Below are 24,104 nucleotides of genomic sequence, written 5' to 3' on the forward strand. Positions count from 1 at the left end.
CAAACAAGTTTAGCACTCTACTAAGAAGCAATATCCAAACGTTCAAGCACCGACTGAATACCGCGCTCTTCAATCGTACCTGTGACAAAGTCCGCACGTTCTATTAATGCAGGTTGCGCATCGCCCATTGCTACGGCAAAGCCTACCAAATCAAACATCTCCAAATCATTCATGCCATCACCAAACGCCATGCAGTCGCTAGCGTCGATGCCATAATATTCACAAACATCGAGAATGCCACGCGCTTTTGAGGCGTCACTCGGTAGAATATCCGCGCCAATGTGATGCCAATGTACTAATTTCAATCCATCCGAGGCAAAATCGATATCTTGCATTTTATCGACCTGATTATTAAAAAATACCGAGCACTGATAGACTTCATTACTTTGGTAATAACAGGGATCAACGATTGAGTTCGGCGTCCGCGCATTAAACTCGCGCAGACGATCGTTTTCATCTGACCATGCGATATGGGTCGCAGAGTCGAATTTATGAATGAGTTTGCTCTCCTGACACAGCTGCACAATTTTAGCCGTTTGCATATCTGATAATGGATAGTGACTGATTCTGCTATGGTTATCAAAGCTATATTGACCATTCATACAGATGATAGCGTCGAGGACATCGGCTTCAAGTAACGCTAAAATGTCAGGCGGTAATATGGCTTTTGAGCGACCTGTGGAGATGACTAATTTAACATCGCTGTCGGCTAAGGCTTCTAAAGTGGCTTGATTGTGTTCTGCGATAATTCCTGCACGACTTAGCGTATCATCAATATCAAAAAAGATGATCTTTGGCGTTGGAATTTTATTGGTACTTGAGGCGCCGCTGGCTTTGAATTCGGTAAACATAAATATCCTTTATAGTTTTATACTTTTTTTTTATTGCAAGTGTTATTTTATAGATACTAGCTTAAGTTTCTTTATCAAGTTTTTTTAAGAAATCATTAGCATTTTTTAGATGCTCTTTTTGTTGAGCTTTATCCATCTTATCCCACATCGATAGTAGCATACCAATACGCGGATTCTTTTCAAAAAAGTCACGATGGACATGCATAAAGCGCCAAAACAAGCCATCCCATATCGCCGCCCATTCTAATGTCTCGCCTTTGGATTTGACGGGATAATCACTCATTTTATTAATATAATTACTACCACTGATATACGGCTTAGTCGCCATAAGACCACCATCGGCAAACTGACTCATGCCATAGATATTGGGCACCATGACCCAGTCATAGGAATCAATAAATAGCTCCATAAACCATTGATAAACCTCATCAGGATCAAACTCACACAGCAGCATAAAGTTGCCAAAGATCATTAGACGCTCGATATGATGCGCGTAACCTGTCTTAAGCAGCTTTTTAATCGTGGTATCAATCGGCTCAATGCCGGTATCACCGGTATAAAAGCTTGGCGGTATCTTACGTTTAAAACCCCAAAAATTACTCGTGCGCTGCTTACGTCCAATAGACTCATAGAGCCCATACATAAACTCGCGCCAGCCGATAATTTGGCGTATAAAGCCTTCTAAGGAATTAATAGGAATGTCATATGCTTCGCTAATCTCAAGCGTGCGCGTGATGACTTGTTCAGGCGTTAACAGTCCCGTATTCAGCATTGGGGTTAAAATACTATGATGCAAAACGTGCTCGTCGGCAACGATAGCGTCCTCGTATTTACCAAAGTCTTTGAAGCGTTTCGATAAAAAATTCTCTAGCCAAGCTTCGGCCTCAATATGACTAGTCGGATAGCGAAAGTCAGGATTGGCCTCACCGTAGTGCGTGCTAAAGTTGTCCTCAACATACGCTATTGCTTCTTCGTAATATACGGTTAATTCAGGGAATTCGACCGCAGGCGGCGTCTGTTTACGTGGATACTTTTTGCGATTGTTTTCATCGAATGACCATTGCCCACCGATAGGTTTTTGCTCGTCATCGATAAGGATGTTTTCACGTTTTCGCGCTTGGATATAGAAGTCATGATGAAACAGTCGATTGTTTTTAAAGAAGTCACAATAGATAGGTAGCGGGTTCAAAAACATTGGCGTTGGCGAAACATCAAACTCAATATCAGCTTTTACTATGGCTTCTTGAATGTGTATCCGTAACCAGTCATCGACGACATCAATGCAGTATATTTTTGCAATGGCATCGCTATTATTAATGTCAGTATCAGGCTCATGCTTAATACTGACAAAGCTAGCAATGAGCTGGCGGCAGTCACTATGCTCATGTGATGAGTCAATATAATGTACGGTTTTGCCAGCATCTATTAGCGTTTGCTCATAAGCTTTCATACTCGCGCGATGCAGGACTAGCTTTTGCTTGTGAAAAGGAAACTGGGTAAAGTATAAATCTTCCTCAATCAGATAGCATTCCTCTTGCCAAAGCGAGGTATCAGCAAACAGTTGATGCGGGAAAATTAGGCTGATACGTTTACTCATGGCGTAAGCTTATATTCACTAAGACAAGCCATTATAAATGAGCGGTTATGAGGTTGTAATGGTGGGTTATGTTACTGGGTTCGCGCCAAAACAACGTCCTTAATACTATTGTTGCGAAGATTAGAAAAGTGTTTTGCTTGGTTGCCACTATAAATCAGATAGCAAAACCACCATATATACATGCATCAATAATAAAAATTAGGACTACCAAATGACCATAGCTGCCAACGACAAAAGCCAAAAAGCATTAGACAATGATTTGTTTAGCTTGTCACCGCGTCATCCTGACAGTCGGCTTGAGGCAGATTGGTTGTTCTTATTTAACAAATTACCACCTGATCAATGGTTTAGCGCAGATTATGCTTACAAAACATCAGGCTGGCTAAAAATACATACTAACATACGCAAGCGTCAGCGTATCTTGACACAGATTAGTGACGGTTATCAATCTGGCGAGTACGACTGGTCAGAGTATCGCTCGCAGCTACTCAAACGTATCAATATGCATGTGCTCAAACTACATCAACATCATGGGGTAGAGGACGAGGGATTTTTCCCTGAGTTTATTAGGATGTATCCGCAGCTACAGGCAGGGTTTGAGATATTGGGTCGCGACCATGAGTATCTCAATGCGCTACTGGATAAATTGCAAATTCAAAACGATGCGCTGGCGAAAAGTGAGGGTGAGGATAAGGCGCTCGCCGAACAATTGCATGAAACGCTGGTAAAAGTGACGGATTTGCTACAGCAGCATCTGACTGATGAAGAGGATTTGGTGATTCCGATTTTGGGGTTGCGGCAGAGTTAGGGATTGGGTTGCGAATATTATTAATATTTTGAGTAGCTACTCCCGCCTTCCGCTTGTATCTGCTATCTGCGTGAGGTGAGGGCTACGGTTTGTGGTGTCTCCTGCTCTGCGAACCACCCCAAAACCTAGCCCTCACAACTCGCTCAGCCAAGCAGGATACCGCTACAGTCGAGGCTAGCGGTGAGCTTATGATTTTTTCATTATTGGTCGTGGTTTGGGTTTTTACATTGATTAGGAAATGGAGCGTAGTAAAATGTATGGTACGCGCATTTCAAAAGTACTACTCTTGTTTTTTGATAAAAAGCACTGCAAAGTAAACGCTATATATTAATCTTCAAATCAAGTTCGCTTTTCGGTATTTCTAAATAACTTACTGCTGTTAGAACGTGAGGAGTAACGCTCATAAAATTTATTGTAAAATACTCATCATCCCAGTGGAAATCAATATTATCTTCATCGATCGAATCAACATAATCTAGTAGGAAATCCTGATCTTCTTTTGCATATTTATTAACTTTATCCGTTAACCATTTTGTTAGATGATCATATCTAATAAAATCTTCAAATCGTAAGGTTCTTTCAGGATTTAAAGCAAAATGCTTGTGACTTAAATAATGATTTGGATGAGCACCACCTGAATACTCACTTATGCCAGTTGATACCGACAAAATTTCTGGCGAATGTATGATTATCGAATTACCAATTTCAATGTAAGCATGTTCCATTTGAGGTGATAAATTCAAACCATATTTTTTTTCATCATTCCGAAAGGTATCAATGAGATCGTAGATCTCTCTTTCAATAAAAGAGTTGCTATAGTTTGCATCAAAAAATGTATTATCTCTACATAGGTAATAGTCGATATGGCAATCATATGGGGTATTAATTTTAAGCTTATAACCGTCTGATTTTTTGACACAGTCTTCAAGTAAGATGTCATGTTTATCGACTGAAGCTAAATATTTCTCTCTTTGAAAATTTAATGAGTCTATCAGATTTTTATTAAAGTCTGTTTGAATGGTTTTCATATAATGATATTTAGATAGGTTTTTTGGGACTTCACAGTCGTCAATTAGTATGGGTAAGATATAAATGTCATCTGAAAGCTTTTCCTCAGAATATCTATCCATACGCTTAATTTCTCTTTGAATGTATCCTCTTTTATTAGTTGCTACTTTTGATAAAATGATAATAACAAAATCTGACTCTCTTAGAGCTTCTTCAATTTCGTAATCCCATTGCATGCCTACTTTCAACGCTTTAAAATCCAGCCAAGGCTCATAGTGATTAGATTTTAGGAGTTCATAGATAAATTCAGCGTCATCTGTATCTTCGGAAGCATGACTGATGAATACTTTACGATACATTTTAATTTCCTTCTCTTATCTTAGAATTAGATTTTATCACTCTCAATATTACTCATAGGTATCGTTAATCAAAAGGGTTTATAACAGGACCAAATTGCATACTGTATCTTATATTAGTCAACTTTATTGTATTGATACATTTTACTTGTAATTTTTCTTCTTTTATTGGATATCCAAACAATGCTATGTTCTCAACTATCTTATTTTGCTCAAAATCTCGATGCTGTGATAATTTTCGATTAGAGATACCTAAAGTCGTATCAAAAGGCATTCCACCTGTACGTAACAGACTAAAATAAGAAGGATAAATAATCCCATCAAATCCAGCTTCTTTTGTCTTTTTGCTAATCTCCCGAATAGTTCCGTAGGAATGTTTTGCTGCTAAGAAAAGCATGTAAATGGCTAAATCCACACTTTCAAACTCAGTTAAATCTTCATCTATAATTTTACTTAAATCTAATAATTTTAAATCAGTGCTTGGTGTTAACGTCGCCATGTATATATCATCTAATGCAGTTACTCTGCACTCGTGTAAGCATACCTCAATATCTTTAGAAGCATATAAAATGGGATGATTTTTATCATCAAGTCTGCCACTACCTAAAAACTCTAAGGGTGGACTATCATATTGCAGATCTTCGTTAGGATTATTTGGATTAATTCTAAGTCTATATATGTTCTCATTCGGACTTAATGTTTTTATAGGATACAAAGACAATATATTATCAATAACCTCAGAACGAGCTATTGGATTTTGTAACTGGATTAATGGTTCGTTTTCTCCTACCATCCACAGTCTTGGTCCATAATAGAAAAAGCCCACCTTCAAAGCAGACTCAAAAACATGCATGTCTTTTAAAAGTTGAGGAGAGGCATCAATATCAGTTTCTTGATATTCATTGAACTCAATTATTGGAGAAAACCCATAATCACATCTGAACAAAGAACCCCATACAAAAAAACTATGAGCTAACTTGATGAGCAAAGCTTTATCTAATTTAGCACCCGAAATGCTTGCACAGTTTGGGCAGCTATCAGTATTTTTTTCTCCCAGCATGAAGGCTTTTAGTTTCAAACCTTCATCTTCGAAACAATTTGAGCAGTAGATCATAATTAACTCAATATATATTAAATTTCAAAAACCTAACTACCCAACCTCAACACTCGTCACATTCTGAAAACCTCTTGGCAACTGTCCACCACGATTACCACGACTGCCCGTATAATTGGCTAAATCATTTGGTTTTAGCGTCACATGACGTTTACCAGCAGTAATAATTAGGCTGTCTTGCTGACTGAGTGGCGTGATGGCAAGCACTTCTTCACCGTCTTTTAATTTAATCAGCTTATTACCTTTACCACGAGCTTGTTCAGGCAAATCATCAAGGGCAAATATCAATAGATATCCCGCATTGGTCACGACAGCGAGATGGTCAGGCGCTACATTTGCATTGGTTTCTGAACCGTCAGCATTAGCAATCGTTTCCACTGTTGCATCGATACGCGCAATAGGGAGTAAACGGCTACCAGCTGCTAGATTGATGATATTTTTGCCCGCTTTTTGATTGCTATCGAGATTGCCAATGGTATTGATAAAACCATAACCTGCTGAGCTAGCAAGGATGATACGTTGATCGTCAGCACCCGTTAATAACTGCTCAAAGCTGGCACCTGCTGGCGGTTTGAGTACGCTGGTTAGCGGATCGCCTTGACCACGGGCCGAGGCGAGGCTATGCGCATCGATACTATAGCTGCGTCCGGTACTATCGAGCACGTAGATTCTCTCATTGGATTTACCGCGCACGTGGTCTTGATAGCTATCACCTGAGCGATAGGTCATGCCAGCAGCATCGACGTCATGTCCTTTAGCGGCGCGTATCCAGCCTGCTTTCGATAGGATGGCGGTCACAGGCTCACTCGGTACGAGGTCGGACTCTTTTAACGCTTGCGCTTCCTCGCGTTCCGCCAATTGTGATACGCGCTCGTTGCCGTGTTCTTTCATATCGGCGGTAAGCTCATCAATCATCAGATTGGTCAGGCTGTCTGGATTGTCCAAGTACTCTTGAATGATAGCGCGTTCGGCTGCCAGCTCATCTTGCTCGCGGCGTAGCTCAATCTCTTCGAGTTTGGCCAGTTGACGCAGACGAATGTCCAAGATGGCATTGGCTTGGATCTCAGTCAGATCATAGCCTTGCATTAATGATAATTTTGGATCGTCTTCTTCACGAATAATACGAATGACCTCATCGATATTCAGATAAGCAATCAGCAAACCTGCAAGGATATGCAAGCGCTTATCAATTTTATCGAGGCGATATTGCAAACGGCGCGTGACCACTGAGCGGCGACAGACGAGCCATTCTTCAAGGATTTCTTTGAGATTTTTGACTTGTGGCTTACCATTTAGGCCAATCATGTTCATATTGACGCGGTAATTGCTTTCGAGATCCGTACTGGCAAACAAATGACTCATCACGCGATCGACATCGACTCGGCTAGATTTCAGTTCAAGCACGATACGGCAAGCGTTTTCATGGTCTGATTCATCATGAATATCAGTAATCCAAGGCAGCTTTTTATCCGTCATCAGCTTCGCAATTTGCTCTTGAATCTTATTGCCTGAGACTTGATAAGGAAGCGCATCGATGATGACGAGATTTTTTTCTTTTGGGTCAATATGAAAGGTGGCGCGCATTTTATAGCTGCCGCGACCAGTCTCATACATCGCCTGCAAGTCTTTTTTACTGGTAATAATTTCAGCGGGCGTTGGCAAATCAGGCGCTGGTATTGATTGGGTTAATTGCTTAACCGATAGCTCAGGATTTTTTAGCAAACGAATAGCCGCGCGTACCACTTCATTTAGGTTATGCGGCGGGATATCGGTTGCCATACCGACGGCAATACCAGTCGTGCCGTTTAATAAAATATTCGGCAGGCGGGCAGGCAGAGTGGTTGGCTCTTGCATGGTGCCATCGAAGTTATCTTGCCAATCGACCGTGCCTTGTCCGAGTTCTGCAAGCAAGGTATTGGCATAAGCAGACATTTTAGCTTCGGTATAACGCATCGCGGCAAAGGACTTGGGATCATCAGGGCTACCCCAGTTACCTTGACCAGTGATCAGCGGATAGCGATAACTAAACGGCTGTGCCATCAGTACCATGGCTTCATAACAGGCACTATCACCATGCGGATGATATTTACCCAGCACGTCACCGACCGTACGCGCAGATTTTTTCGCCTTCGCCGTTGATTTTAGCCCCAGCTCGCTCATGGCATAGACGATACGGCGCTGGACAGGTTTTAGACCGTCAGCGATATTGGGCAACGCCCGATCCATGATGACGTACATGGCATAATTGAGATAGGCTTGTTCGGTGAATTCCGCCACGGAGCGGGTATCCATCACATCATCAGATAGAATCGCAGGACTGTTATCAATAATATCAGGCATAAAATAGGGTTCACTTATCAGTTTTAATAGATATAAATAATTGGTGCAAGTGTGCAAATAGGATAGTGCTATCGTAAAGGATATTGGCAAAATTAAAAAGGTATAAGTCAGAATAGACGACAGGTCATGACGTGCCAGATAGATGTACTGATGGCACTTTGGCTGATAGCTTTTACAAAATAAGATAAGTATAGTGAATTAGACGCACATGGTTTGCCTTTTTACTAAGCGCCTGTTTCATAAGGCACTATGCAATAGTGCTCAGCAATAATTATTATAAAGGCTGTAACACGGAACCGTTATCATCGAACTGTCTATCCAAGCCGTCTATCATATGGAGTAGCTATTATGTCATCGTCATCTATATCACCTGCCTATTTATCACGAACGCATGCTCATTCTTTAACCAAAAATGCGCTATTAGTCAGTGCTGTCGCCAGTATGATGGGACTGACGGCGTGTAGCTCATCACAGGTAAGTAAACCGATGACGGAGACATCGAGCAGTACCGTCACGCAAGATGCAACAGCGTCAAACCAAAATATTACGTCACCTGTCATAGTGGTAGAAACATCAGCACAATCAGAGATGATAGCGCCAAGTAGTTTCTATACGAAAAGCGCCAATACTAGAATGATAAACGCTGCACCGCAGTTGAGTGTACGACCATTATCAGGAATCATTGTACAGCCAAAAGACCGTGATAATTATCAAAAAAACGACGCCAATCCGGTACACCGCACTACTGAGATGGCGGTTGCCACTCTATCCATCGATACCGATACTGGCAGCTACGCCAATGTGCGCCGCTATCTTAATGACGGGCAGCTGCCACCTGTCGATGCCGTGCGCGTAGAGGAGTTGATTAACTATTTTAATTATCAATTTGATGATGGCAAACGTATCGCCAATGCACCTTTTGTGGTCGCAACAGAAGTGGTTGATTCGCCGTGGGACAAGGCCGATCAGGATAATAAAATTGTCAAAGTTGGGATTAAAGCAGTTGATAATAGCTGGTCTAATAAAAGCACCAATCAAGTTATGCCGCCCGCCAACTTAGTGTTTTTGGTCGATGTGTCAGGCTCCATGTCATCACGCGATAAACTGCCATTAGCACAGTCGTCATTGAAGTTGCTCACCGAGCAGATGCGCGCGCAAGACAGTATTAGCATTGTCACGTATTCGGGCAGTACAAGTGTGGCATTGCCTGCGACCAAGGGCAATCAAAAAGCCAAAATACTTACTGCCATAGAGAGCTTAAATGCTGCTGGCTCGACCAATGGCGAAGACGCCTTAAAACTGGCCTATAGACAAGCGCAACAAGCGCTGAAAAAAGACGGTATCAATCGTATTATCATGCTCACCGATGGCGATTTCAATGTCGGTATTAGTGACGTCGACGAGATGTTGGACTTGGTCAAAGCCAATCGTGATCGTGGTATCTCTCTATCGACTGTCGGTTTTGGTCGTGGCAATCTCAACGATTATATGATGGAGCAGATGGCGGACAACGGTAATGGTAATTACAGCTATATCGACAGTTTGACTGAAGCCAAAAAAGTCTTTGGCGATGAGCTGGCAGCGACCTTTAACACTGTTGCCAAAGACGTCAAGGTACAAGTGGAGTTCAATCCAAATGTGGTTAGCGAGTGGCGTTTAATCGGTTATGAAAACCGTGTACTGAACGAGCAGGATTTTAATAATGATAAAATCGATGCCGGCGAGTTGGGAGCAGGTAAGGCAGTCATTGCATTGTTTGAAGTGACATCAACTGGTGCAAAAGGATTGTTTAGCGACCGCCGTTATAGTGATAGCGATAGCAAATCTAGCGTCAAAAACAGTCAGGCACTAAATGAGCTTGGCTATCTAAAAATTCGCTATAAAGCGCCAAAAGGTGGCAGCTCTAAGCTCATTAATCAACCGATTAATAAGCGTAGCCAGTCTTTAGACAGTGCCAATGTAGATACCCAGTTTGCCATCGCCGTTGCAGGATTTGGTCAACGCTTAAGTCAGAGTGACTATATCAATGATTGGCAATATAGTGACAGCTCTAAACTGGCGACAAATACCTTTACCGAGCAACCAAATAGCGATAAAGAGGGCACGCGCCGTAACTTTGTGACCTTAACAGAACTTGCTAGTGCGCTCGACAGCAAACGCTAATGAAACGGCTATTAGGCTACGATGGCTGATATAAATGGATAAATGTTCAGTAATTAGATATGGTAATAGTTGCTGTTAACTGCTATCAATTATCAGGTAAGCTATTGATATAAAAAATAATATAGTGCGTCAAGGTACTTTGCGAACTCAGGTAGCAATCTTTTGTATTGAGTAGTTTGTATAAAGTGTGTATGTTAAAGAACAAAGGGCTATTTAACGCTATATTGTTTACTCATCGCCATACGCCCACTTCGTCAGCCTCGCCATCCTGAAGAGGATTTGCTTGCGCTCCGAGTTTTCGTATGTTTATCACCCTGTGATTGATATGGGTGAACGATAGCGCACTATTTACTAGGAGAGATAAGATTATGGAAAATCAAGGCAACCTCATTCGTCGTAATGACAAAGTATGGGTCAAAACTTACGAAAAACTTGGTATTCAGTATAATATTGAGATGCCACCTGCCAACACTTCTTTAATCGACATACTTGAGCAAAACTTCATCAACCATGCGGGTAGAACTGCATTTGTCTGCATGAATGTCGAGCTCTCTTACGAAGATTTAGACCGTTATAGCAAACAAATTGCCGCTTATTTGCAGTCACTTGGGCTGAAAAAAGGCGATAAAGTCGCGGTTATGATGCCAAACATCTTGCAGCTACCCGTTGCTGTATTGGGTGTATTGCGCGCTGGTATGACCTTAGTGAATGTCAATCCGCTTTATACGACAAAGGAGCTTGAACATCAGTTAGAAGACTCTGATACCAAAGCTTTGATTCTGTTAGAGAACTTTGCCAAAACCTATGAAGACATTGGCAAAAACTTGGTTGATCATGTAGTCGTGACCTCTATGGGTGATTTGATGAGTCCACTAAAAGGCCTCATTGTGAACACAGTGGTGCGTCATGTCAAAAAAATGGTACCTGCATTCCATATCAAAGGTAGCGTAAAATTCAAAAAAGCGCTAAACCGCTTCCCAGCCAAGAGCTATAAACGCCCTAATAATATTGGTCTTGACGATGTTGCGGTACTTCAGTATACCGGTGGTACTACTGGTGTTGCCAAAGGCGCGATGCTGACCCATGGCAACTTAGTCGCTAACCTGATTCAGTGTGATACTTACCTTGGCGATGCTTTTGATAAGTTTGACAAAATGAATGAGCAGCCGGTTATCATGACGGCCTTGCCGCTGTATCATATTTTTTCGTTTACCGTTTGTGGTATGTATGGGTTATATCGTGGTTGTATCGGCTCGCTGGTACCAAACCCGCGCGATGGTGCGAGCTTGATTAAGGCTTATAAAGATTATCCACCAGCATTTTTCCCTGCGGTCAACACCTTATTCAATGCCCTTGCTAGCAGCGAAGCTTTCCAAGCGTTAGACCATAGCAAGCTTGAGATGTCTATGGGCGGCGGCATGGCAGTGTTGAAGGACACGGCGGACAAATGGCAGAAGATTACTGGTAATGTGATCGTACAAGGTTATGGCTTATCAGAGACCTCTCCCGTTGCCTCAGCGAATCCGCAAGGGACAGGCGAGTTCTCAGGCAACATCGGTTTACCAATGCCAGCGACGGATATGGCCATCTTGGATGAAGAAGGCAATGAAGTGGCCCTTGGTGAGCGCGGTGAAATTTGTGTTCGTGGTCCGCAGGTTATGAAAGGCTACTGGAAACGTGATGATGCGACTGCTGAAGTCATGACATCTGACGGTTATTTCCGTACCGGTGATATTGGTGTTATGGACGAAGAAGGCTACTTTAAGATCGTCGATCGCAAAAAAGACATGATCTTGGTGTCAGGCTTTAACGTGTATCCAAACGAAGTGGAAGATGCTATGTCAGGTCATCCAAAAATTTTGGAATGTGGCGTCATCGGCATCGATGATGAAAAGAGTGGAGAAGTGCCGAAGATTTATGTGGTGCGTAGTGATGAGAGCCTTACCGCTGAAGACGTCATCGCCTATGGCAAAGAGAATTTAACGGGCTATAAACGTCCTCGCTATGTTGAGTTTATCGATGAGCTACCAAAATCTAACGTCGGTAAAATCCTACGTAAAGATCTGCGTGCGCTTGAAGAAAAAAATCATGCTAAAGGATAAAAAGGTAGACGGTAAACAATCTATTTTAGATAGATTGTTATCAGTGACTTTCGCAGTTGTTTGCTAAGTGACTTTTTACGAGCACTGGTAACCATTGTCGCACTATGAGACATTGTGATGACCAAAAATGATAAGGCCGTTTGGATACAGTCTTATCATTTTTTTTGTTTCTAGCAGCGTGTTTTGCCAGTATTCATAGAGAATTATGAGTAAAACTGCTATAGTGCCTGCCGATATATTTTCTTATTTAGCGATAGAATAGCATGGGTTTGGCGCTATAGAGCTGGCATAATTATCGTCGTAAAAACGTATTAGCGGCTTAACTTTTTTGCTCGATTTGTAGTAGGCTTAGTAATGAGCGTCAGGATTGTTTGTCTATTTGAAGGCATAAATAAGTCTCTGACGACCAAGGTATTTCATCAGATTATTCTATCTTTTTAACGGTAATATTTAGGGAAAGTTATGACGGACAATATCAATAAAGAGACAACCAACGACAATGTGGCGAAAGATACTCAGTCAGCAACTGAGACAAACACCTTTCCTACGATGCCGACGATAGCCAGCGACAGTCCTTGGCTGAATGCTTATGAGCGTTATGGTATCGATGCGACTATCGACATGCCAGATGACAGTACCTCTTTACTTGAAGTGTTCGAGCGTAACTTTAGCCGTTATGGACAAAAACCTGCCTATATCTGCATGGGTTCGTCTATTAGCTTTAAGCAATTAGACCTATACAGTCGCCAAATTGCTAGTTATTTACAGTCGTTAGGACTGGTCAAAGGCGACAAAGTGGCAGTAATGATGCCCAATGTCCTGCAATATCCGATTGTGATGCTAGGTATCATTCGGGCAGGTATGGTATTGGTCAATGTCAACCCGTTGTATACCAGCCGCGAGCTGTCGCATCAGTTGCACGACAGCGGTGCCAAAGCGTTATTCATCGTCGAAAACTTTGCCAAGACTTATGAAGAGGCGCAAGATAAAGGTCAGGTCAAGCACGTCATCGTCTGTAAGCTTGGTGATATGCTTGGCACGGTAAAAGGCACTGTGATTAATCTCGTCGCTCGCCATGTCAAAAAGATGATTCCTTCTTATAGTCTGCCAGAGAGCACCAGCTTTAAGCATGCGCTAAATGCGGTCTCAGCCAGCAAATATAAGCGCCCTGATATGAATCTAAGCGATGTGGCGTTGTTGCAATATACTGGCGGTACCACTGGGGTGGCCAAGGGTGCGATGTTGTCGCACGGCAACTTAGTCGCCAATATGCTACAGATCAGCGCCTTGATGAACAGCGCCTTTGAAGACGATGCTGAAGCGAATGATGTCATCCTGACTGCGCTACCGCTATATCATGTGTTCTCATTTATGGTGTGCGGTATGTATGGTATGTATCAAGGTTATGCGGGACTACTGATTCCTAATCCTCGCGACCTTGACGGCCTGATCAAAGAGATGGCCAAATATAAGCCGTCTTTTATTCCTGCAGTCAATACCTTGTTTAATGGCTTAGTACATAAAGAAAGCTTTGCAGACTTAGATTTCTCTAACCTAAAAGCAGCTATCGGTGGCGGTATGTCTGTCCTGCCAAGCGTGGCAAAAGAGTGGCATAAAATCACTGGTTTGCCTATCGTTGAAGGTTATGGCTTATCTGAGACCTCGCCTGTGGTGGCCTTTAACCCCATGACCATCGCTGAATTCACGGGTAAAATTGGTATTCCGGCCTCTAGCACCGATGTGATTCTTATCGATGATGACGAAAAAGAAGTGTCTATTGGTGATCGTGGTGAGATTTGTGTCAAAGGTCCACAGGTAATGATTGGTTATCAAAATCGCCCAGAAGAAACCGCTGAGAGCTTTACAGCCAATGGTTACCTAAAAACAGGTGACATCGGTATCATGGACGAAAAAGGCTTTATCAAAATCGTTGATCGCAAAAAAGACATGATTTTGGTCTCTGGCTTTAACGTCTATCCGAACGAAATCGAAGAAGCCATGAGTGAGCATCCAGCAGTTGTAGAGTGCGGTGCTATTGGGGTGCCAAGTGACAAGCGCGGCGAAGAACCAAAAATATTCGTGGTCAAAAAAGGCGACGTGACCGAGCAAGAGCTGCTTGATTTTGGCAAAAAGCAATTAACTGGTTACAAGCGTCCGCGTCATGTTCAGTTCGTCGATGAATTACCAAAATCAAACGTGGGCAAAATCCTGCGTAAAGAATTGCGTAAGATGGAAGGGTTAGAATAAATGTAGCATTACAACTGACCAACGCAGCGGCGTAATGGCTTGAGCGAATCTTGCTATTGCGCCGCTGCCACGTTAGGATATCTTAAGATTTGGGTTCGCTAAGGCGTTCAGTTAGCTTCTATTCGATCATAGAATTCTATTTGACGATATAAACACAGTGCTAGATAAAGTTTGGCTAGTCAGTTGACCCTCTATTTATTATTTTTATGACATTGCTTTTATAACACCGTACTAGGGATTTTTATGCGTATTGACAATCGTGAGCTTGACCAACTTCGCTCGATCAGCTTTGAGCGCCATTATACTAAGCATGCTGAAGGGTCTGTATTAGTCAGCTTTGGCGATACTAAAGTACTGTGTACGGCTAGTGTCGAATCAGGCGTACCGCGTTGGCTCAAAGGTAAAGGTAAAGGCTGGATCACCGCAGAATATGGTATGTTGCCACGCGCGACCAATACCCGTAACCAACGTGAAGCGGCACGCGGCAAACAGTCAGGTCGTACCCAAGAAATCCAGCGTTTGATTGGTCGTAGCTTACGGGCGATGATTGACTTGAGCAAGCTGGGTGAAAATACCATTTATCTTGATTGTGACGTGCTACAAGCTGATGGCGGTACTCGTACTGCAAGTGTGACCGGTGCAGCGATTGCACTTATTGATGCGTTAGAAAGTATCCAAAAAACTAAAAAGCTAAAAGCGGATCCCCTGATTGGTTTGGTCGCGGCGGTGTCAGTTGGTATGAAAGATGGTAAAGCGTATCTAGATTTGAACTACGAAGAAGATGCTAGCTGTGATACCGATTTGAATGTGGTTATGACCCAAAAAGGCGAGTTTATCGAGTTGCAAGGAACGGCGGAAGAAAAGCCATTTACTCGTGCGCAAGCCGACGATATGCTGATTCTCGCTGAAAAAGGCATCGCTGAGCTTATTGCCATGCAAAAAACAGCCTTAGGTTGGTAACTTGCTATTAATGCTTAAGAGACTTTGATAGTCTATTTTGATTTTATCGTTATCCTATAATAGGTAGTACTGCATGCTTAAGCTGACTGATGATGGCGCCAAAATTACCTTACAGGATCAGCCACCAATGGCTGATAATGGCCTGTTTTGGTTTGGGGCCGCGTTATTGGTTGGTGCGGTTGCAGTTGCGATGGCGATGAGTCTACTCTCTGAGCGTTTGGCTATTGGTGCGCTGGCGTTGCTTATTATCGGCAGTTTTATTTTTAATAAGCAACGCCAGCAGCGTAAAAAATCCATGAGTGGCGTTATCAATAGCGGCATCTTGTGGGTGCGTGTAGGCGAATTGGTTCATGACAATCACGGTAAGCGTGCGCATATTCAACTGCTTGATGGCGATAAAGTGAATCTCATCGGCGCACAGCTACAAATTGTCGATAGTGACAATGCACGTAAGTACCATATTAGCGGCTTCGATACTGCCCAAGAAGCAACTGCTGCCAAAGCTATTTTGCAAGGTCAAGCATTGGGCAAGCGCCATGTGAATATCAAGATGGATGATGATACGCCCTAGCATTAAAAATCTAGCATGGTATTTAGACATCATAATATGTAATGACGTAACGCAATCACTTAAACCTCACCGAATATCTGAAATACTCAGCGAGTTACTTTATTTTTTGGCTTTAATTTATTAAGGTAGCTTCTCTATAAGAATAGATTCTTTCGTTTTTTTATTGAAAATGAATGTTTGCTTATCGCCTACAAAGTGTAATTCATCCTTATAGCCGTAATCGAGCGGCTCGTCTTCAAAGTCTATAGGAATGATGATTTCTCCTTTAGCGTCAATTAATCCCCATTTTTCTTCTGACTGAACGACAATGCTGTCATTATTTAATGCTGTGATTTTAGAGAACCGCTTATCAGGATGAAGGCGCTTGCCTTGAGCATCATATAGGCGCCAGTCTCCTGGGTCAGAAAACCCTACCATTGTGGTCGTCATACTATCTGTCGTTGCACTATCAAATATACTAAACTCTTTTATATCATGGTATTTGATAGGCACTATGGTCTTATTGGTGGAACTTATCATACCCCATGCGTTTGGTTTTGCCGCAAAGTAGGTCTGCGTCCCAATTTGCATCAGTCTATTGTACATGGGCGGTATAAGCACGTTGCCTTTCACATCTATCATGCCAGTCTTACCGTTTTTACTGACCCTATAGCGGTTAGGATTATTATAAGTAATCCTGTCAAAGGGTAGCAGTAAAACCTTACGACCTTGTTTATCAATAAACCAGTTTTTATTGTCTATTTTGACAACCGCAATACCGTCATGAAATGCTTGTGCACGCTTATAAATGTTTTTAATGACCAGCGTTCCAGCAGTATTTATATATCCCAATTTGCCGTCTTTTTGAACTGCTGATAGGCCATCACTAAATGGAGATATATCTTCATATACGATAGGAGTCATGAGCTGTTCTTCTTTATTAGCCAAACCTTGTAGATCATCACGTGCCACTAAAAATAGCCCATTGAGTGAGACGCCTTCATAATCATAGTCATCGGACAAATATATCTTCCCAGACGAATCAATGACTCCTTGATTATGGCCTTTTGCGATAGAGCCATAGCCATTTGCATAACAGCAAATTAGCATATCATATTCAGGGGGTATCAGGATGCTGCCGTGACGATCGATAAGCCCGTACTTGTCCTCTTTCCTGATCGTTCGAACACCTGATTCATCATCTGGATATCCCAATTTATCGTATTCTACTGCTAAAATGATTTCGCCAGCACCATTAATGAGACCGTATTTTTTGTTTTTTTCAACCACTCTCAAATCTTGTTCATCGGCGGTACTAATATCAGCGTATTCAACTGGAGCGATAAGTTGACCCGCGGAGTTGGCAAGGCCGTAAAGATTGTCGTTTTTTAATTCGTATTTTTTATCGTCAAAAACGGAGATGTTATCGTAGTTGGCTGACGATACAATCTTACCTTCGTTATTAATAAAGCCAACCTTGCCATCCTTTTTGAATGTTTCTATTCCAACCTCATCGGGATAGAAGCTAGGCAGTTGGTCAAACTCAAAGGGATGTAGAATATTGCCTTTTAAATCTAGGAGCCCCCATTTGTCCTCCTTCTTTGCTTTTAGCATCATAGGACGATGCGAAAACGTTTTAATCTCTTGATACTCAATTGGGCTCAGTAGATTTCCTAGTTCGTTGGTTAGACCATATCGGTTACCTATAGCAACTTTGCCGTAATAAGGCTCTCTACAACAAAATAAGCGGTCGTATTTTGCAGGTAAGACAATATGACCTTTTTCGTCAATTAACCCTTTTTTCTCCTGTTTTGAAATCAAGGCTCGATTGTGATTGTGATCATTATCTAGACTGTCAACCCAATCATACTCCAAGGGCAATACGATGTTTCCAAGAGGATCAGCCACTCCATACTTTCCGTCTTGATTTAGACGAAAGTAGTGATTGTCATAGAGCGTAATGCCATCATAAACGGTCGGTAAAATCTGTTTTCCTTGTTTGTTGATGATACCTTTTTTACTGCCACTAGCCACCCCTAATAGCGTGTCATTAATATCAATAAAGTTGTCGAACGTATAATCTGTTAACAGCGCCCCTTTTTCATTGACTAAAGCCCATAAGGTGTTATCAAGCGTTGCCACCGTTAATTTATCTTCGCGTAAACAGCCTACGTAGGTAGCACCATTCACTGACGGTTTGACGCACTCTTCATTGGCATGAACCATAGAAATGGGTATAAAAATACAAACAATAATCAGTTTTTTAATCGATAACACGCTATTTCCTAAGTTTTTTATCGTTTGGATGAATAATAACTCAACTAAATTTAAATGGTAAGGTGGTCTTAAGGTTTTCTTATAATGCATTTGGGTTTGAGAATGTATTCACAAAGCTTGCAGACGCATAGCGAAATAGTTTATAAGTAAGCCTGCAATGTTCGATTGTCATTTATGCGATGACTTATATATTATTGGCAAGGAGTTAGCCCATGTCGTGTTTGCCCATATCGTTGGTTTCAGCGTCGTGTAGCTTATTTTTATTAACTTTTGGCGTTGTCAGCCAAGCTCAGGCAGATAGTATGAGCGCACTCATTGCCCAAAAGTCCGTCCAGTCTGATTATGCTTCACCTTCATACTCTTCCGTGCCCTCTGCCAAAGTGAGCACACGCTCCACGATTCAACGTGTTGGCAGATATCGCTCTAGCCCTGTTAATGTTCGCCCAACGACCAGTACCACTTATTCAACCACGACTTATTCTAACAATAACCCTTACGCAAATCCGCCAGCGCTGACTACTTCTTATCGTTATCCTGACGTACAAAGTCAAGCACCTAGGGCATTACCCGCGTTTTTGTCCGGTAATTATGACAATGTTGATAGTGAGTATTTACCGTTACTTAGCAGTGCTGAGATGCAGAGCAATACGGCGGCGCGTGAGGTGGTAAGTACCGCGCGCAAAATGGCACTGAACGAGCGCGCGATTGTTCAAGGCGGCTGTTGGGATTATTTGGATGCGGTATTTAAGCGCGCAGGGGTGACTCGTGATACTGTGCATAAAGGCACTTATGGGCAAGGACCTTATGCCAACAGTAGTGAGATTGAGGTCGGTGATTGGCTCTATTATATCAATCATGGCTACAATGGCGTCGAGCATAGCGGTTTGTTCGTCGGTTGGGTCGATGAACGTGCAAAGCAAGCCTTGATACTGAGCTATGCAGGCGAAAACCGCCGTGAGCCTGCGCGCTACCGTGTGTATGATTTAAGCAATGTCTATCAAATCATGCGCCCTAGTGTGTAAGCACTAAGGTTCAAAAGGTTCTAATAAAAAACGTCCGTTACTTATTAAAGTAGCGGACGTTTTTATTTTTAGATCGTTAGTTCTAAAGCCGGTCATCAGTCATTTGTCTGAATGTTAGAAGGGTTTGACCACCACTAAAATGACGATAATTACTAAGGCAAAAACTGGTACTTCATTAAACCAGCGCCAAAACTTGTGTGATTTATAGTGAGGATTATCCATCAGCTTTTTGCGATAAAAACTACACGCACCGTGATAGCCAGATAGTAGTACCACTAATAACAGCTTGACGTGCAACCAGCCTTGGGTTTTATAAACATCCCAGCCAAGTCCCAACATCCATAAACCGAATACCCATGTCGCTATCATCGATGGCGTCATAATACCGCGATATAACTTGCGCTCCATAATGACAAAGCGCTCTTGGCTAATGCTATCATCGCTCATCGCATGATAAACAAACAGTCGCGGTAAATAAAATATCGCGGCAAACCAGCACACCATAGAAATAATATGTGCTGCTTTAATCCAGTTAAAATAATCTGGCATTATCCTCTCTCTTACTTATTTTAGGACACGCCCTCGTTTATTAGGGCGTTCAATAATGTTGGCAAGCTTAGCGCAGATTATCCAATAATGGTAGCGTTATACCGCAAACTATTCCGCCAATACAACTTGCGACTGATGACCGTTCATCGCATCCATAACTGGCACTTGTTTGGGTGCTCTCGGTGCGGCAAATTGCGCGGTCAAACCAAGCTCACGCATCAGTCGATTGTCGCTTGATTGACTGGCATTACCCGTGGTTAGCAGCTTGTCACCATAAAAGAACGAATTGGCACCACCCATAAAGGCCAATGCTTGCTCAGCATCAGACAGGCTTTCGCGGCCAGCGGACAGACGTACATAGCTGGTTGGGCAGCAAATACGCGTCACCGCAATGGTACGAATCCACTCAAGAACGGACAGCTCACCTTCTGCCAATACCTTATCGCCAATCGGTGTGCCTTTGATAGGCACTAATAGATTGACCGGAATCGACTCTGGCGCTTTGGGCATTTTTAGCAGCTCATGCACCCAATCGATGCGATCATCACGGCTTTCACCCATGCCAACGATGTTACCGCTACACACGCTAATACCAGAATTGCGCACATTGGTAATCGTATCTAAACGCTCATCATAGCTGCGCGTACTGACAACCTGCTCATAATAACGGCGCGAGGTGTCCAAATTGTGATTGTAATAATCCAATCCGGCATCCGCCAATTGCGCTGCTTGCTCAGTGTCGAGCATACCAAGGGTCATACAAGTCTCAAGACCGAGGGCTTTTACTTCTTTGACCAGCTCAACCACATAGGGCATGTCTTTGGCGCTAGGGTGCTTCCATGCCGCACCCATACAAAAACGTGATGAGCCACTGGCTTTGGCACGCTTGGCTGCGGCAATGACTTTATCGACTTCGATACGCTTCTCTGCTTGCAGGTTGGTTGTGTCGCGATGATGACCCGATTGTGAGCAGTAGCCGCAATCTTCAGGACAGTTACCGGTTTTGATGGATAGCAATGTGCTGATCTGCACTTCATTGGCAGTAAAATGCTGGCGATGAACGGTCTGTGCTTGCAACAATAAATCCATCAACGGCAAATCAAACAATTGAGCAATTTGTTCACGACTGTGTTTCACGCCCATATTTGAGTTCACTGTAGTGGCATCTGTAGCTAGTGCCGCTAGCAAGTCATGGGTTGCATTGGCTGAATGATTAAGCGTGTTAGTTGGCGTTTGGCTGTTGGCGTTAGGTTCTGAGATACTAAGCAATCCTGCCATAATATAAATCCTTTTATAACGGTATTAAAATTTGAATATTGGTGCCTTTAAGGGTTTTGAAATAATAAAAAAGGCTGCGATATAGTATACCGCAACCTTTTTAGAAAGTCAGAACGCGACTAGCTAGTATTTATAATGACTACAATTAAGCACATTAGAATCATTTTAGCTGCACCTCAGGCGCAACCAATAGCTACTCAATGATTTAGCGACTTATGTCTGATTATTTGCCCAATTTGTGCTTAGCAAAACCAATCCAATGCTCCGCAAATTTCTGCGCTTTATAGGCATAAGGTTTGGCTTTATCAATATACGGCTTACACTCTTCTGGAATGGCTGGCACGATGTGCTTAGCAAGCTTGTTAAACCACATCATCAGGCTATAATCACCCTCAATGCTCAGATTGCCTTCTTGTACGGCAGTCATAAAAGCAGGAAGACTGCCTTGAGTCAAAAGCTTAACACCAGTCATAGAATCTTTAAAGTTAATCGTTAAATCTGCTTCTTTTGCATGACCGCTATGTTGGCTAAACTGTCCATTATCAAAGCTAAAATAACGTGCGATATCCGCCTCAGTGCTGGCAAGCTCGATAGTGACTTTGCGATCAGCAAACAGCGCTTTAACGTCTTCGTTATCGCTATCAGCCAACATCGATAAGCGATAGCCAACCACAGCCAATAACACGTCTAACGGATCAGATTTGATATCTAACACAGGAACAGTAAACATAGTGCAACTCCTAAAGAATGGACATAAAAATAAAGCGTACTTTATACCAATTTTTGCGACAAATATATAAGTAGATTATAAACCATTGCAAGGTCACAACTCTTTAGTAGTTAAGTAGAGAGCGTTAAGTATCTTGTAACATTAATCGCTCAAGGTTTACTGATTATCAGTTTCTTCGCATTGGCTTTCTTACTTCTGCTGAACTGTTTGCAGTTATCTACTTTTTTATAAATTACTTTTTGATTGTCTGCTTTTTATTTAACGTCTCAATGAAAGCGCGGCTGATAATCGTCGTCGTAGACAGGAGTGTGTTCGATATAGCGTGCCGCTTCCAATTCTCGCTGTTGTTGTACCGTTTGACTGACGTCGTCGTAACGTAGCGCCCGATACAGTACCCAAGCACCTAAAGGTAGCCAGCTGATACCCATGGCGATGACATAGCTGTGCCATTCTGAGAGCGTGGCGAGCATCGGCCAAGTCGCCAACAAACCTTGGATGACTTCAACAGCCAGCCAATAGGCCATACCACCAAACAGATATAGCAGCAGCCAGCGCTGTGATGACAAGGCAAGCGCCACTACCAAGCTTGCCAACAAGCCATAGCCGAGCCACGTCGCGCTGCTCCACGTGTCTATACTGATCATAGAAAATATCGTCAATAACATCATTCATCTCGCTAGTCATAAGGTGAATTCCAATGTGACCATTATGAAAGTTTGCTGAGTAAAGCTAAAGAGGGCAGAGGCGACTTTGCGACAACAGATGACGTTTGGTTTTTTGACTAATTTTGACCGTTGAGCATGTGTAATTGGCAGGCAAAGCGCCGCAAGGATGGGCGCTTATTTTTGAGACTGGCGATGGTTTAAGAATAAGATATTAACAAAACTATTGCTAAATCGAATTTTGACAGTTTAACGGTTAAAGACGATTGCTGCGGTTGCCCCACCAAGCCAATAGTGAGACTAAAACTGCGCCTAATAGCATCAGTCCTATAGTGGTGAGCCACTGCGGGCCAGTAGGGTATTGCCACGGCATGACATTGGTGACTGCCTCGCTATCCAAAGTACCCAAAGCGTCTGTTTTCCACGGCCAGACTTTAACCAAGGAGCCAGCGATAAAACCGGTAAGCAAGGCCAAGGTGGCTTGATAATAATGTGACAGTAGCCATTTGAGTGCGCGTGTAAATAATAACAACCCTGTGACCATACCCGCCATAACAGTAAGGATGATAGTAAAGTTATGGGTATGCACCGCTTCTAATACCGTATCATAAGCGCCCATTAGCAGTAAGATAAACGACCCTGAGATGCCCGGTAAGATCATCGCACAGATGGCAATGGCTCCGGCAAAAAACAGATAGGGTAAGCTTGGCGTGGTGGTCAATAAAGGCAAACTACTGATAATGACCGCTGCCGCAATCCCGATGACAAACAGCACCGCCCGTCCCATGTTCCAGCGCTTAATCTCACTCAATAAAATAAAGACAGTGGCGACGACCAGTCCAAAAAAGAACGACCAAATCAGTAGCGGCTCATTGTCTAGTAGATGCTTAATAATGCCAGCCAAGGTCACAAAGCTGGTCGCAATGCCGAGTAGCAGACACAATAAGAAGGTGGCATCGACTTGTCGCCAAACGGCAAGCAAGCCTTTGATACCACCATCTTGCCGAAATACTCGCCAGAGACTGAGGCCGATGCTGCCGAGCGCATTGATCAAACGCTCATAAATACCGGCAATCAGCGCGATGGTACCACCAGAAACGCCAGGCACGATATCAGCCGAGCCCATCGCCATGCCTTTGAAGTATACGCCCAGTAGCTGTTTTGGATTGTCGGTGGCAGGGCTAGTGCTGTTATCCAAAGATTGTGGTAAGGGTTGTGGCGCTGACGGCGCATTTGGCCGTGGTGATTGTGATGCCGTCATGGACAATCCTTTATGATTAAAAAAATAATAAATCTAAAAATCAGCGAAACATATAGTCGATACTAAATAAAATAGAGATACGGCAGTATAAAATGCATGACTGGTACAAATTTTTCTTGCTGGCTGTGCCTACGCAGACAGAGGCGACAAAAAATTTATCTCAGTCACGCTGGCTCTTTTTTATATTGAACTGACCATACAAACCAGAGTAATGATAAAGCATTAACCT

The 24,104-nt window shown here is 42.7% G+C and carries 18 protein-coding genes; 7 read left to right on the plus strand and 11 right to left on the minus strand.

Annotated features, from left to right (window positions below):
* Positions 1 to 20: 20 nt before the first annotated feature.
* On the minus strand, positions 21 to 851 hold the full coding sequence (locus CXF65_RS12050) for a Cof-type HAD-IIB family hydrolase (protein ID WP_101212203.1): 831 nt from the start codon (positions 849 to 851) through the stop codon (positions 21 to 23).
* A gap of 61 nt (positions 852 to 912) precedes the next feature.
* Complete coding sequence (locus tag CXF65_RS12055; RefSeq protein WP_101212204.1) at positions 913 to 2,448, minus strand: cryptochrome/photolyase family protein; 1,536 nt, start codon at positions 2,446 to 2,448, stop codon at positions 913 to 915.
* Positions 2,449 to 2,659: 211 nt separating this feature from the next.
* Between CXF65_RS12055 and CXF65_RS12060 the strand changes: the two genes are divergently transcribed.
* Positions 2,660 to 3,256, plus strand: a complete 597-nt coding sequence (locus tag CXF65_RS12060) for a hemerythrin domain-containing protein (RefSeq protein ID WP_101212205.1) — start codon at positions 2,660 to 2,662, stop codon at positions 3,254 to 3,256.
* 320 nt (positions 3,257 to 3,576) lie between these two features.
* Here CXF65_RS12060 and CXF65_RS12065 read toward each other — a convergent pair whose 3' ends face one another.
* The 3 genes from CXF65_RS12065 to parC all read right to left on the minus strand — a co-directional run bounded on the left by CXF65_RS12065 (position 3,577) and on the right by parC (position 8,074).
* Complete coding sequence (locus tag CXF65_RS12065; RefSeq protein WP_101212206.1) at positions 3,577 to 4,623, minus strand: TIR domain-containing protein; 1,047 nt, start codon at positions 4,621 to 4,623, stop codon at positions 3,577 to 3,579.
* A 64-nt stretch (positions 4,624 to 4,687) separates the two neighbouring features.
* Entirely contained in the window at positions 4,688 to 5,698 is a 1,011-nt protein-coding gene (locus CXF65_RS12070; protein WP_227523264.1) for an RES family NAD+ phosphorylase, read from the minus strand.
* 72 nt (positions 5,699 to 5,770) lie between these two features.
* A complete protein-coding gene (gene parC, locus CXF65_RS12075) occupies positions 5,771 to 8,074 on the minus strand; it encodes a DNA topoisomerase IV subunit A (protein WP_101212208.1) in 2,304 nt (767 codons plus the stop codon).
* 348 nt (positions 8,075 to 8,422) lie between these two features.
* Here parC and CXF65_RS12080 point away from each other — a divergent pair, with 348 nt between their 5' ends.
* The 5 genes from CXF65_RS12080 (at position 8,423) to CXF65_RS12100 (ending at position 16,117) form a co-directional block, all read left to right on the plus strand.
* Positions 8,423 to 10,237: a vWA domain-containing protein gene (locus tag CXF65_RS12080; protein ID WP_101212209.1), complete on the plus strand. Its 1,815-nt coding sequence runs from the start codon at positions 8,423 to 8,425 to the stop codon at positions 10,235 to 10,237.
* Between the two features lie 368 nt (positions 10,238 to 10,605).
* Positions 10,606 to 12,339: an AMP-binding protein gene (locus tag CXF65_RS12085; protein ID WP_101212210.1), complete on the plus strand. Its 1,734-nt coding sequence runs from the start codon at positions 10,606 to 10,608 to the stop codon at positions 12,337 to 12,339.
* A gap of 462 nt (positions 12,340 to 12,801) precedes the next feature.
* The gene (locus CXF65_RS12090) at positions 12,802 to 14,586 is read left to right on the plus strand and encodes an AMP-binding protein (protein WP_025652275.1); all 1,785 of its coding nucleotides are present in this window, start codon (positions 12,802 to 12,804) and stop codon (positions 14,584 to 14,586) included.
* Between the two features lie 243 nt (positions 14,587 to 14,829).
* Positions 14,830 to 15,546: a ribonuclease PH gene (gene rph, locus CXF65_RS12095; protein WP_025652276.1), complete on the plus strand. Its 717-nt coding sequence runs from the start codon at positions 14,830 to 14,832 to the stop codon at positions 15,544 to 15,546.
* 73 nt (positions 15,547 to 15,619) lie between these two features.
* Positions 15,620 to 16,117: a hypothetical protein gene (locus CXF65_RS12100; protein ID WP_025652277.1), complete on the plus strand. Its 498-nt coding sequence runs from the start codon at positions 15,620 to 15,622 to the stop codon at positions 16,115 to 16,117.
* A gap of 120 nt (positions 16,118 to 16,237) precedes the next feature.
* On the opposite strand, the gene CXF65_RS12105 is transcribed toward CXF65_RS12100, so the two are convergent.
* Positions 16,238 to 18,373, minus strand: a complete 2,136-nt coding sequence (locus CXF65_RS12105; protein ID WP_198552007.1) for a WG repeat-containing protein — start codon at positions 18,371 to 18,373, stop codon at positions 16,238 to 16,240.
* A gap of 212 nt (positions 18,374 to 18,585) precedes the next feature.
* Between CXF65_RS12105 and CXF65_RS12110 the strand changes: the two genes are divergently transcribed.
* On the plus strand, positions 18,586 to 19,395 hold the full coding sequence (locus tag CXF65_RS12110; protein WP_101212212.1) for a hypothetical protein: 810 nt from the start codon (positions 18,586 to 18,588) through the stop codon (positions 19,393 to 19,395).
* Between the two features lie 114 nt (positions 19,396 to 19,509).
* Here the strand turns inward: CXF65_RS12110 and hemJ are convergent, their stop codons facing one another.
* From hemJ to CXF65_RS12135, 5 genes are all read right to left on the minus strand, one after another.
* The gene (hemJ, locus tag CXF65_RS12115) at positions 19,510 to 19,944 is read right to left on the minus strand and encodes a protoporphyrinogen oxidase HemJ (protein ID WP_101212213.1); all 435 of its coding nucleotides are present in this window, start codon (positions 19,942 to 19,944) and stop codon (positions 19,510 to 19,512) included.
* 108 nt (positions 19,945 to 20,052) lie between these two features.
* The gene (gene bioB / locus CXF65_RS12120; RefSeq protein ID WP_201565661.1) at positions 20,053 to 21,087 is read right to left on the minus strand and encodes a biotin synthase BioB; all 1,035 of its coding nucleotides are present in this window, start codon (positions 21,085 to 21,087) and stop codon (positions 20,053 to 20,055) included.
* 358 nt (positions 21,088 to 21,445) lie between these two features.
* A complete protein-coding gene (locus CXF65_RS12125) occupies positions 21,446 to 21,952 on the minus strand; it encodes an SCP2 sterol-binding domain-containing protein (protein WP_025652282.1) in 507 nt (168 codons plus the stop codon).
* Positions 21,953 to 22,218: 266 nt separating this feature from the next.
* Positions 22,219 to 22,596, minus strand: a complete 378-nt coding sequence (gene aciT / locus CXF65_RS12130; RefSeq protein WP_227502360.1) for an AciT family ciprofloxacin tolerance protein — start codon at positions 22,594 to 22,596, stop codon at positions 22,219 to 22,221.
* 274 nt (positions 22,597 to 22,870) lie between these two features.
* Positions 22,871 to 23,875 carry a DUF368 domain-containing protein gene (locus tag CXF65_RS12135; RefSeq protein WP_101212215.1) on the minus strand — a complete coding sequence of 335 codons (1,005 nt, stop codon included), beginning with the start codon at positions 23,873 to 23,875 and terminating at the stop codon, positions 22,871 to 22,873.
* Positions 23,876 to 24,104: the final 229 nt, after the last annotated feature.

It is taken from the genome of Psychrobacter sp. Sarcosine-3u-12 (assembly GCF_002836005.1).
GTDB lineage: Bacteria > Pseudomonadota > Gammaproteobacteria > Pseudomonadales > Moraxellaceae > Psychrobacter > Psychrobacter okhotskensis.